Annotated in this window: 10 protein-coding genes; 4 read left to right on the forward strand and 6 right to left on the reverse strand. The window is 71.0% G+C overall.

Features of this window, described 5'->3' with window-relative positions:
• Positions 1 to 75: 75 nt before the first annotated feature.
• Positions 76 to 462: a four-helix bundle copper-binding protein gene (locus NON22_RS13940; RefSeq protein ID WP_257387548.1), complete on the reverse strand. Its 387-nt coding sequence runs from the start codon at positions 460 to 462 to the stop codon at positions 76 to 78.
• Positions 463 to 777: 315 nt separating this feature from the next.
• Between NON22_RS13940 and NON22_RS13945 the strand changes: the two genes are divergently transcribed.
• On the forward strand, positions 778 to 2,232 hold the full coding sequence (locus tag NON22_RS13945; RefSeq protein WP_257387549.1) for a hypothetical protein: 1,455 nt from the start codon (positions 778 to 780) through the stop codon (positions 2,230 to 2,232).
• A gap of 46 nt (positions 2,233 to 2,278) precedes the next feature.
• On the opposite strand, the gene NON22_RS13950 is transcribed toward NON22_RS13945, so the two are convergent.
• Both NON22_RS13950 and NON22_RS13955 read right to left on the reverse strand, forming a co-directional pair.
• Positions 2,279 to 3,097, reverse strand: a complete 819-nt coding sequence (locus tag NON22_RS13950) for an IclR family transcriptional regulator (protein WP_257387550.1) — start codon at positions 3,095 to 3,097, stop codon at positions 2,279 to 2,281.
• A 1-nt stretch (position 3,098) separates the two neighbouring features.
• Positions 3,099 to 4,331 carry an acyl-CoA dehydrogenase family protein gene (locus NON22_RS13955; RefSeq protein ID WP_257387551.1) on the reverse strand — a complete coding sequence of 411 codons (1,233 nt, stop codon included), beginning with the start codon at positions 4,329 to 4,331 and terminating at the stop codon, positions 3,099 to 3,101.
• 264 nt (positions 4,332 to 4,595) lie between these two features.
• On the opposite strand from NON22_RS13955, the gene NON22_RS13960 reads away from it, so the two are divergent.
• The gene (locus NON22_RS13960; RefSeq protein WP_257387552.1) at positions 4,596 to 5,519 is read left to right on the forward strand and encodes an SDR family oxidoreductase; all 924 of its coding nucleotides are present in this window, start codon (positions 4,596 to 4,598) and stop codon (positions 5,517 to 5,519) included.
• Between the two features lie 44 nt (positions 5,520 to 5,563).
• Here the strand turns inward: NON22_RS13960 and NON22_RS13965 are convergent, their stop codons facing one another.
• Positions 5,564 to 6,802 carry an MgtC/SapB family protein gene (locus tag NON22_RS13965; protein ID WP_257387553.1) on the reverse strand — a complete coding sequence of 413 codons (1,239 nt, stop codon included), beginning with the start codon at positions 6,800 to 6,802 and terminating at the stop codon, positions 5,564 to 5,566.
• Positions 6,803 to 7,033: 231 nt separating this feature from the next.
• Here NON22_RS13965 and NON22_RS13970 point away from each other — a divergent pair, with 231 nt between their 5' ends.
• Entirely contained in the window at positions 7,034 to 8,131 is a 1,098-nt protein-coding gene (locus NON22_RS13970) for a dipeptidase (RefSeq protein ID WP_257387554.1), read from the forward strand.
• A 12-nt stretch (positions 8,132 to 8,143) separates the two neighbouring features.
• Here the strand turns inward: NON22_RS13970 and NON22_RS13975 are convergent, their stop codons facing one another.
• On the reverse strand, positions 8,144 to 9,118 hold the full coding sequence (locus NON22_RS13975) for a patatin-like phospholipase family protein (protein ID WP_257387555.1): 975 nt from the start codon (positions 9,116 to 9,118) through the stop codon (positions 8,144 to 8,146).
• 233 nt (positions 9,119 to 9,351) lie between these two features.
• Here NON22_RS13975 and NON22_RS13980 point away from each other — a divergent pair, with 233 nt between their 5' ends.
• Entirely contained in the window at positions 9,352 to 10,617 is a 1,266-nt protein-coding gene (locus NON22_RS13980) for a hypothetical protein (RefSeq protein WP_257387556.1), read from the forward strand.
• A gap of 33 nt (positions 10,618 to 10,650) precedes the next feature.
• Here NON22_RS13980 and NON22_RS13985 read toward each other — a convergent pair.
• A partial coding sequence (locus tag NON22_RS13985) for a citrate/2-methylcitrate synthase (RefSeq protein WP_306673816.1) occupies positions 10,651 to 11,021 on the reverse strand: 371 nt, incomplete at its 5' end.

Consider the following 11,021-nt stretch of genomic DNA (forward strand, 5'->3'; position numbering starts at 1 on the left):
GCCGCCGCCGCCGCCGGTGAAGGCGGCGCCGGCGTGGTCGTCGTGGCGTCGCCGGGACGGCCGCGATGCCGCGGCTCAGGACGGCGCCGGTGCATGTCGCTGCGCCGCTTCGCCGGTGCGCGACGGCAGCGCGACCGCCATCGCTTCGCAGGACTCCGCGCAGCGCGTGCAGGCCGCGACGCAGTCGTCCATGCCGCCGACGGCTTCGCAGCTGTTCGCGCAGGCCCGGCAGATCTCGGCGCACAGCGCGCAGAGCTGCCCGTGGTAGGGCGAGCCGTTCATCATCAGCGTCGCCGCGGCCTGGCAGGCGGCGGCGCAGTCGAGCATCAGGCGGAAATGGTTGGGTTCGACATGCTTGCCGCCGAGCGGCAGGCAATGGTTCAGCGCGGTCTGCTGACAGCTGTGCAGGCAGGCGAGGCAGTCCTGGATGCAGCGGTCGAGGTCGTGATGGTGCTCGCGCATGCTCGGGCTCCGGGTTTGCGGCCGGTTGCCGCGTACGACGGCTGCAGGTGGCGTGCCAGCGGCCGGCGCGCTGCGCGCGGCGACGACGGCGGTCTCGTCGACCGGCACGCCGCCGCCGCAGGATATTTTTCCGGTAAATCCTACAAAGGCGGAAGGGATGCGCCGGTCTCGTCGGTGACACGGCGTGGCGGCCCCGCGCCTTGCGGCCGGCGGTTGCCGTCACAGGCCTCCGTGCGCCGCTCCCGCTCCCCTCGTTTGCGGGGCTGCGCCGTATCGCCGTTTGACCGATGCTCGCGCCGTTTCCGGGGAGGTCTCATGCGCGCATCGCCGATGTGGATACGTTTCGTGGTCGTCTGTCTGCTCTGCGCGGGCGCCGGACCGGCCGCGGCCGCCGGCTTGCGCCTGTCGCTGTGGCCGGTGCCGCCCGTCTACACCGGCACGGACTATTCCATCGGCGTTTCGTTCGAGAAGGAGGATCGCAACGACGGCATCGTCCACACCGGGCCGTTCACGTTCCGCACGGTCCTGCCGGTGGGACTGCGCTATGCGAGCTTCCAGGGCGGCGGATGGACCTGTTCGGCGCAGCCCGACCTGCGCACGGTGAGCTGCACCTGGACCGGCACGCTCGATTCCTGGAATCCGGCGGCCATGTCGGTCGGCATCAACAGCGTGGCGGACTACGGCCTGACGCCGGGGCCGGTCGACATCACCGGCACGCTCGAGAGCACCCAGGTGCCGCTGCCGCCGAATCCGGTCTGCAGCGCGCCGCCGACCACGACCGGCTGCGCGACGGTCGCCACGAGCATCGTGACCTCCACCGTGGCGATCACCGGCTGGGGCGTGAGCTCCGGCGGCGTCACCGCCGGGCAGGTCGCGGTTTGGACCGGCGCGCCGTATGAAGCCGGCCAGCACAACATCTTCAACGTCGACGTGCTCAATATCGGCTTCGGCCCGTCGAACACGCCGGTCGAGCTCGATTTCTGGCTGCCGCCCGGCGTCAGCTACGCCAATCTCGCCGGCGGTCTTCCGGCCTGGACCTGCGCGGCGCAGGGCTCGGCCTACCACGTCCACTGCAGCACGCCGTACATGTACTCCTCGCAGAACGGCTATCTCACGCTGCACGTGCAGGTGGCCGAGACCGTCGCCGTGCCGGGACCGCTCTACGTGCATGCGGCCATCGGCAACGACCGGCAGCTCGTGCCCACGAGCTGCGTCGCCGATCCGCTGCAGCTGGGGTGCGCGCGGCTGCAGTTCCATACGCGTGTGCCGCGCGTCGCGACGATGATCGCCGATGCGCTGACCTTGCTGCCCGAACCCGTGACCCTGGGCCAGGAGGCCGGCCCGCTGCTGTTCACTTATCGCAACATTGGCGAGGCTGCCGCCGGCACGACCCAGCTCTACGTGCAATTGCCGCCGCATTTCGAGTACCGCGGCCTGCAGTCGTCGTCGCCGCCGGCGACCTGCACGGCGCAGGGACTGCCCGCGGCCGGGCAGGTCGTCGTCTGCGGCAGTTCCGGCACCATTGCCCAGGGCTCGATCGGTCTGCGCGTCTACGGCGGCGCGGCGGCTGCTTCGCCCGGACCGTTGCCGGTGGTTGCCGCGATCGAACTGGCCACTGCGCCGAACCCCATGCCGCTGCTGCAGTCCTGCGCGGTCAATCCGGCGCAGAGCTTCTGCGCGGCTCATGCGGTGCCGACCTACTTCCCGTGCGCGCTGCAATGGGCCGACGGCATCTTCTGCGACGGGCTGCAGCCGTTCGTGCGGCCCTAGCAGAAGATCGGGAAACGCATTCTTGTCGGTTCTCCGATCGAACGGTCTAAAACCGCCCCTGGGTGCGCTCGAACACGGTATTGCGCAGCGCGACGAGGCGCGGGCCGATGTCCTGCACGAGCCGTTCGCGCGTCATCGTCGCGACGCGGCCGCTGCAGTTGAACACGAGCACGCGGCTGCGGTCGGCGCAGACCAGCGGCACGCCGACGGCGAACACCTCGGGGTTCCAGTCGCCGAGCGAGAAGCAGAATCCGTAGCGTGCGTAGTCTTCGCGTGCCTGCAGGATGCCGGCGCGGATCTGCGGCCAGGCCGCGGCCTCGCAATCGCGCTGCAGCTCGGCCAGCCGCGCGTCGAACACCTCGGCCGGCCGTGCGGCCAGATCGGCGCGGCCGAGCGCGGTGGAGCCGTGCGGCACGCGCGCGCCGGGTTCGAGCTTGAGCTGGAACGTCGGATCGCCCTGGCAGATGTCGAGCAGCACCATGCGCAGGCCGTCGGCCGCGCCGAGCATGACCGCGGCCTGCACCGCATCGGCGAGCTCGCGCATGAGCGGCCGCGCGACGCTGAGCACGTCGTTGTTCTTCATGAAGGCATGGCCGAGGCCGAGCACCGCGGTGCCGAGGCAGTATTTTTCGCGCTCGGGCGAATAGCTCAGATAGCCCAGCGCCGACAGGGTGAACGTGAAGCGCGACACCGTCGGCTTCGGCAGGCCCGTGCGCCGCGCGATGTCCTGGTTGCCGAGGTAGTGCACGCCGTGTTCGAAGCAGCGCAGCACCGAGAACGCGCGCGCGACCGCGCTGACGAACTGCGGATGCTCGGCGCCGACGCCGCGGCTGAACAGGTCGGCTTCGCGTCGCGGATTGCCCATCTCAGGCCGCCGCCTTCGCCGCGTGGCGCGCGAGTTCGAGCTTGGCTATCGTCGCGCGGTGCACTTCGTCGGGGCCGTCGGCCAGGCGCAGCGAGCGCGCGCCCGCATAGGCCGCGGCCAGCGGGAAGTCGCCGCTGACGCCGGCGGCGCCGTGCGCCTGTATCGCCCAGTCGATGATCTGCACGGCCATGTTCGGTGCGACGACCTTGATCATCGCGATCTCGGCGCGCGCGGCCTTGTTGCCGGCCTTGTCCATCGCGTCGGCGGCCTTCAGGGTCAGCAGGCGCGCCTGTTCGATCAGGCAGCGCGCCTCGGCGATGCGCTCGTGCCAGATCGAATACTCGGCCAGCGGCCGGCCGAACGCGACGCGCGTGCTGACGCGGCGGCACAGGAGCTCCAGCGCGACCTCGGCCAGGCCGATGCTGCGCATGCAGTGATGGATGCGTCCCGGACCGAGGCGCCCCTGCGCGATCTCGAAGCCGCGGCCTTCGCCGAGAATGACGTTCGCGGCCGGCACGCGCACGTCGACGAGATCGATGTCCATGTGGCCGTGCGGCGCGTCGTCGTAGCCGAACACCGTGACCGGGCGGCGTACGCGCAGGCCCGGCGAGTCGGCCGGCACGAGCAGCATCGACTGCTGCCGATGCGCGGGCGCGTCCGGATCGGTCTTGCCCATGACTATGTAGACCGCGCAGCGCGGATCGCCGGCGCCCGAGGAAAACCATTTGCGGCCGTTGACGACGTAGGCGTCGCCGTCGCGGCGGATCGAGCATTCGATGTTGGTGGCGTCCGACGAGGCGACGTCGGGCTCGGTCATCAGGAAGGCCGAGCGGATCGTGCCGGCCAGCAGCGGCTCGAGCCAGCGCTGCTGCTGCTCGGCGCTGCCGTAGCGTTCCAGCACTTCCATGTTGCCGGTGTCCGGCGCCGAACAGTTGAACACTTCGGCCGACCAGGGCACGCGGCCCATGATTTCGCAGAGCGGCGCGTATTCGAGATTGCTGAGACCCTGCGGCGCGCGCGCCGAACGCGGCAGGAACAGGTTCCACCAGCCGGCCTCGCGCGCCTCGCGCTTGAGCGACTCGACGATCGCGCTCGGCTGCCAGGGATTGCCGGCCTCGCGCTGTGCGCGGGCCTCGGCCGCGTGCGCGGCTTCGTTGGGATAAATGTACGCGTCAAAAAATTCGCCGAGTTCGCGGCGCAGGGTATCGACGCGGGGGCTGTAGCTGAAGTCCATGGGGCAGGGCCGTGGTCGTCGCGGATGGGGTGTCGAGTTTCACGATACGAAAAATCGTCGCCGACACCACCGCCATGCTAGGCGGCTTCGCAAGCCTGCGGCAAGTGGATGATCCAACCGATATTCGTTGCCGCACCGCTGAAGCATCGCGAGTTGCCGCGATCGTATTCGCTGGCTATCGTCACTGTGTGATTTCGGAAGCTAATTTCGTATCACGAAACTTCTACGCGCGAGTCGGCAGTTGCGCCGACGGGAGGGCAAGTCATGGGCGGGTTCGTCTGGAAGGACAGTGTTGCGGTGATCACGGGCGCGGGTTCGGGTTTCGGCCGCGAGTTCGCCCTGCTCGGCGCGCGGCGCGGCCTGCGTCTCGTGCTCGCCGACGTGCAGGCCGATGCGCTGCAGGCGACCCTGGCCGACGTAGCCGCGCTCGGCGCCGAGGCGATCGCGCAGACCGTCGATGTCGCCGACGCCGGGGAGGTCGACGCGCTGGCGGCGGCGACCCTGCAGCGCTACGGCCGCGTGCATGCGCTGTTCAACAACGCCGGCGTCGGCAGCGCCGGCCTGATCTGGGAAAACAGCCTGCGCGACTGGCAGTGGACCCTCGGCGTCAATCTCTGGGGCGTCATCCACGGCCTGCGCGCGTTCGTGCCGGCCATGCTGGACGCTGCCGGCGCGGCTCCCGGTTATCACGCGCACATCGTCAACACCGCGTCGATGGCCGGCATCGTCAATCCGCCGCTGAGCGGTGTCTACAACGTCTCCAAGCATGCGGTCGTGGCGTTGAGCGAAACCTTGCACCACGACCTCGCGCTGATCACTTCACAGGTGCATTGCTCGGTGCTGTGCCCGCACTACGTGCCGACCGGCATCCATGCCTCGCACCGCAACCGTCCGGCCGACCTGGCCAACGACGCGCCGGCCACGCGCGCGCAGCGCGTCGCCCAGGCTCTGGTCGAGAAGGCCGTCACTTCGGGCAAGGTCAGCGCGGCCGAAGTGGCCGCGATGACGTTCGACGCGATCGAACAGCGGCGCTTCTACATCGCTTCGCATCCGCAGGCGCTGGTCGGTGCGCGCATCCGCGCCGAACGGATCGTCGCGCAGGGCGATCCGTACGATCCGTTCGCCGAGCGCGACGGTTTGCGGGAGTCGTTGAGACGGGAATTGGAAATGGGGAACCGGGAATCGTAGAAGCGGCGGAGTCGTGCTTTGCACCGACGATTCCCCATTCCCGGCTAAAACCACCACACCGCGAGCACGAGCACGGCATTGATCGCGAGCACGCCGGTCACGACGGGGCGTGCGTAGGCCAGGCCGCCGACGCTTGCGCCGGCGCATTTGACGAGCGAGTTCGTCGTGAACGCCGCCGCGAGGGCCCAGGCCGCCTGCGCGTGCGGCAGGTCGCCGCTGCCGGCGAGCTGGCCCAGCGAGATCGTGGCGGCATGCACATCGGCGAAGCCGGCCGCGGCAGCCGCGGCGAGCACGCCGCCTTCGCCGAAATAGCGGCGCAGCAAGGTCGACAGCAGCAGCGCGGCCGCGACGATCGCGACGAACAGCAGCGCCTGGCGCAGCGCGAACGGACGGCCCAGCGCGGCCGGTTCGCCGTCGACGGCCCGGCCGCGGTCGCGCCAGACGTAGCCCGCGGCGATCGCGACGGCGGCGAGGCCGGCCGCGAGCAGCGGCAGCGCGAGATCACGCAGCAGCGACGGCGCGATCGCGAACAGGATCGCCGCGAGCTGCACGACCGTCGCGACGCAGGACAGCAGCGCCGCCGCGATGCAGCTGCGCAGCACGGGCGGATGCGCGCTCGCGCGCTGGCCCATGCCGGCGATCGTCGCGGCGCTGGAGACGAAACCGCCGAGCAGTCCGGCCAGCGCCAGTCCGCGGCCGCTACCGAACAGGCGCAGCGCGACGTAGCCGGCGGCGTTGATGCCCATGACCAGCACGACGAACAGCCAGAGCTTGCGCGGATTCAGCACCTGCCAGGGGTCGACCGGGCGATCGGGCAGCAGCGGCAACACGATCAGCGCGGCGGCGGCGAGCAGCAGGATGTCGCCGAGCTCCTGCTCGCTGAGGGTCTGGCGCGTGAAGCGATGCAGGCTGGCCTTGCTCTGCAGCACCACGGCCAGGGTGACGAACAGTGCGGCGGCGAGGGCGGCCTGGCTCTGCGCGAGCGCGCCGAGCAGGAAGGTCACGAGCAGCGCGAGCTCGGTGACGAGGCCCGGGTCGTGCTCGACGCTGTGCCAGTACGATGCGACGGCCATCGCGGCGACGGCTGCACCGGCCACGGCAAGCGCGACCGGTCCGAGCAGCACGGCGATCGCGCCGGCGAGGGCGACGACGGTGAAGCTGCGCACGCCGGCGGCTTCGCGGCCCTGCGCGGCCTTCTCGCGCTCGCGGCCTATGCCGACGAGCAGGCCGCCGCCGAGCGCGGCGATCAGACCGTACAACTGCTCCAGGGCGAGGGCCGGCATACGCACTCCTGTGGCGACTTGCGCAGGATAGCAGCGGCGCTCGCGGCGGCGCGCGGCCGGGCGCCGCCGTCGCCGCGTGCGTTCCCGACGGTCGCTGCACGAATGCCGCGCTGCCGGAGTCGCGTGTCGCGTTGCCGAAATTGCGGTGCTTGCGTCCGTGCGCGGTACGGATAGTTCGCGGCGTCGCGGCGCCGGTAGAGTCGGACTCCCCGGCCCGAGGAGAGCGTCGCGATGAGCCGTCCGCCGTTCCTGACTCCGCGGCGTCCCGCAGCGGAGGCGATGTCCGCGGCGACGACGCGCCGGCGCGAGGGTTTCGTCGTCGACGCCGCCGCCGGCGTCGACCTGTTGTACCTGCCGCCGGACTCGCCCGACTACGCCGCGGCGCTGCAGGCCGTGCGCGACTGCGGCCTCACCGCCGCGCTGATGACCGTCACGCCGAACGGCCGGCGCCATGCGGACGCGACCTGGCAGTCGATGCGGCAGCGGCTGCTCGACTACGCCGCCGTCGCCGAACGCAATGCCGATCAGATGCTGGTCGTGCGCAGCCGCGCCGATCTCGAACGCGCGCGGCGCGAGCGCAAACTCGGCGTGGTGTTCGCGTTCCAGGGCGCCGAACCGGTCGGTGAGGACCTCGATCGCGTGCGCCTGTTCCGCGACGCCGGCCTGCGCGTGCTGCAGCTGACCCACAACCAGCGCAACCTGATCGGCGATGGCAACCTCGAGCCCGGCAATGCGGGGCTCAGCAACCACGGACGCGCGCTGATCGAGCGCATCGAGGCCGAGCGCATCGTCGTCGACCTGGCCCACGGCGCGCAGCGCACGACGCGCGAGGCCATCCTCGCCGCGACGCGCCCGCTGCTGGTCAGCCACAGCGGTTGCCGCGCGCTGGCCGATTCGCCGCGCCTGCTGGCCGATGCGGAACTGAAACTGCTCGCCGGCCGCGGCGGCGTCGTCGGCGTCATCTTCTGGCCGTATCTGCGCGTGCAGGGCCAGCAGACCGCCGAGGATGTGATCCGCCACGTCGAGCATGCGATCGCCGTCTGCGGCGAGGACCACGTCGGTCTCGGCAGCGACCTGTCGATCGCGCCGACGGCGATCACGCCGGCCTTCCGCGAACAGAATGCGCAGATCATCCGCGATGCGATCGCGATGGGCGCGTTCGCCGCCGACCGCGATCCGGAGCTGTTCCTGTTTCCGCCGGATCTGAACACGGCCGACCGCTTCGGACGGCTGGCCGATCTGCTCGCGGCGCGCGGCCACGCCGACGCGCGCATCGACAAGATCCTCGGCGGCAACTTTGCGCGCGTGCTCGGCGAGGTCTGGGGCTGAGCCTTCGCGTCGCTACGTCGCGAGCAGCGGCTGCGGCAGCGCGAGGTCGACGGCGGCCTGATCGCCGTGCAGCCAGGTCTCGGCGGCGTCGTGGCCGTGCGCGCGCAGCTCCTGCAGGTGGCCCAGCCGTGTGTCGCTCGCGGCGTTGCCGTAGCTCGCGGTGAATTCCCCGGCCGGAAAGATCCGCTGCAGGCGGAAGCGCGGCTGCGGCCGCAGCGCGCCGTGCAGGCGCGCCCAGACCGACGGCCGGTCGGCGCAGGACAGGCTGCGCAGCTCGCGCAGGTAGGTGCTGCCGAAGGACAGCTGCGCGATGCGTTCGGCGATGTCGCGCGCCGACTGCGGCACTGAACGCTGCTCGGGCTGCAGCAGCACCGCGACGAGGTCGCGCGGTCCGTTCGGCTGCAGCAGCGGCTCCAGCGCCGGATTGCCGGCGTAGCCGCCGTCCCAGTAGGCCTCGCCGTCGATTTCCACGGTCGGAAACCATTGCGGCAGGCAGGCTGACGCGAGCAGCACGTCGTGGCTCAGCGCGGCGTTGTCGAACAGGGTCAGCGCGCCGTCGCGCACGCGCGTCGCGGCGATGTGCAGGCGGATCGGGCTCTGGCGCAGCAGGTCCATGTCGAACGCGCTTTCGACGAGCGTGCGCAGCGGATTGACCTGCAGCGGCGAGGCGTTCAGCAGTAGCGCGTCGAGGCGCAGGTTGCGTGCGGCGGTAAGCCAGAAATCGGCCACGGCGTTGTGGCAGGACACCGCTTCCCAGAATGCGGCGAGCGCTTCGCGCGCGCCGGCCGCGCCGCCGCGGGCCCAGCCCTGGGCGAACGCGCAGGCATTCATCGCGCCGCTGCTGGTCGCGCTGATCGCGGCGACCCGGAACCCCGGCTGTTCGCTGAGCCGGTCGAGCACGCCCCAGGTGAAGGCGCCGTACGCGCCGCCGCCCTGCAGGGCCAGGCTCAGCGGCTGCGTGCTCGTGAAGGATCGTGTTCGTGGCATGGCGGTCTCCTGGGACAGCCGATGCTAGCGCCGGTGTGCTGCAGTTGCAGCCGCATCCGGCGCGGCTGCCGGCAATCCCATACCCGCTACCGCTGCCCGATGGCACGTCGCGCCTTTGATGCCTTTGCCGCGTCGCCTGGGAGATCGCCGGGTCCCCGCGGCTGCCGCGGCGCGGCGTGATCCCTGCGTGCGTGGTCCTGCGTATGCGCGGTCAAATCCCAGGGAGAAGCGTCATGCGTCGTAGCGCCGTGTTCGTGTCGTTGCTCAGCGTGGCTGCCGGCGCGTCTGCCGGACAGCCGTTCGGCGGTTCGCTGCATCAGATGGACGATCCGGCCTCGCCGCCGGCGATCGGGGCCGCGACGACGCGGCTCATGGAGGCGGAGCTGCCGTCCGCCGGCGCGCCGGTCGCGGCCGCGCCGATGTGCGGCGTGAACAAGGCGCTCGCGACGACGACGCGATTCTGCAACACGACCGCGCTGCAGTTTCCGGGCGCCGGGGCCGCGTCGCTGTATCCGAGCGACATCGTCGTGTCCAATCTGAGCGGCGTCATCACCGACGTGGATCTGGTGCTGCCGGACGTCACGCATACCGACACTTCGCGGCTCGCCGTGCGCCTGCAACATCCGGGCGGCCAGCTGGTCGGCATCACCGGCAGCGGTTTCGACGTCAACGAGGCGCCCTATCCGCTGGTCATCAACGCCGAGTGGACGTTCAGCGATTCCGCGCAGATCTATGCGCTGCTGACCGGAACCAACGGCAGTCCGTCGTACACGGTGCCCACGGCGAGCAACCGCTATCTGCCGCGCGTCTTCGCGCCGCCGGCGCTGCCGGCACCGGCGCCGACGGCCGTTGTGCGCCAGATGCTGTCGAGCCTCGAAGGCCTGAACCCGAACGGCACCTGGCGCCTCTGGGCCGCGCAGAACACCGGCTCCGATCCGCAGCCGTTCGGCACGATGGCCGACGGCTGGTGCCTCGACATCACGACCGCCCCGGCCAGCGGAAACTGCTACTTCACCGCGACACGTACCGGTTCGCTGAATGCCGGCGACGTGCAGCAGACGGGCCGCGTCACCCGCGACGGCAGGCCGTCCCTGTGCGGCGGTCCCACGAAGACGCCGACCCTGGAGAACACCACCGCGGTGCGGCGCGACCGGTACGATTTCCCGGCCATTTCCGCGCAGCCGGTCTGCCTGACCGTCACGGCTGATTTCTCGCAGTGCGGCGGCAACCAGACCCAGATCGTCGCGTACCGCAACTACAACCCGGCGACGCCGAACACCGGGCACCTGGCCGACAGCGGCTACAGCACCATCGGCAACATCGCCTTCTCGACCCGGCTCGCGGGCAACCAGGCGTTCTCGATCGTCGTCAACGAAGTCGACGCGGGGCAGGGGTGCAGCAACTACACCTTTCGCCTCGAAGCCGATACCTGCCAGCCGCCGCCGGCCGGCGACCACATCTTCTACAGCGGTTTCCAGCTCGTGATCCCCGTGGGCTGAGGCCGCCGCCGGCAATCCGGCCGGTGCGCGGTATCAGGCGGACTCGCCGGCGTAGCGCGCGCGCGGCCGGATCAGGCGGCCCTGTTCCTGCTGCTCCAGCGCATGTGCGAGCCACCCGGCCAGACGGGCGCTCGCGAACAGCACGAGCGCCGCTTCGGCCGGCAGCGCATAGAGACGGCAGATCGCCGCGAGGCTCAGGTCGAGGCTCGGCCGCAGTCCGCTGACCTCCTCGGCGCGGGCGATCAGCGCCGCGAGCGGCGGCCAGTCCGGCGTGCCGGACCGTTCGCGCCGCAGTAGCGCGAGTAGTTCGGCCGCGCGCGGATCGCCGTGCGGATACAGCGCATGGCCGAAGCCCGGCAGGTCGTCGCCGCGGCGCCAGCGCGCGGCGAGCTCGTCGCTGCCGG

Origin of the sequence: Tahibacter caeni (assembly GCF_024609805.1) — a bacterium.
Lineage (GTDB): Bacteria > Pseudomonadota > Gammaproteobacteria > Xanthomonadales > Rhodanobacteraceae > Tahibacter > Tahibacter caeni.

Excerpts from the sequence above, each read along its gene's own strand:
- NON22_RS13940 (WP_257387548.1), bottom strand. The coding sequence starts at position 462 with ATGCGCGAGCACCATCACGACCTCGACCGCTGCATCCAGGACTGCCTC.
- NON22_RS13945 (WP_257387549.1), top strand. The coding sequence starts at position 778 with ATGCGCGCATCGCCGATGTGGATACGTTTCGTGGTCGTCTGTCTGCTC.
- NON22_RS13950 (WP_257387550.1), bottom strand. The coding sequence starts at position 3,097 with ATGGGCAATCCGCGACGCGAAGCCGACCTGTTCAGCCGCGGCGTCGGC.
- NON22_RS13955 (WP_257387551.1), bottom strand. The coding sequence starts at position 4,331 with ATGGACTTCAGCTACAGCCCCCGCGTCGATACCCTGCGCCGCGAACTC.
- NON22_RS13960 (WP_257387552.1), top strand. The coding sequence starts at position 4,596 with ATGGGCGGGTTCGTCTGGAAGGACAGTGTTGCGGTGATCACGGGCGCG.
- NON22_RS13965 (WP_257387553.1), bottom strand. The coding sequence starts at position 6,802 with ATGCCGGCCCTCGCCCTGGAGCAGTTGTACGGTCTGATCGCCGCGCTC.
- NON22_RS13970 (WP_257387554.1), top strand. The coding sequence starts at position 7,034 with ATGAGCCGTCCGCCGTTCCTGACTCCGCGGCGTCCCGCAGCGGAGGCG.
- NON22_RS13975 (WP_257387555.1), bottom strand. The coding sequence starts at position 9,118 with ATGCCACGAACACGATCCTTCACGAGCACGCAGCCGCTGAGCCTGGCC.
- NON22_RS13980 (WP_257387556.1), top strand. The coding sequence starts at position 9,352 with ATGCGTCGTAGCGCCGTGTTCGTGTCGTTGCTCAGCGTGGCTGCCGGC.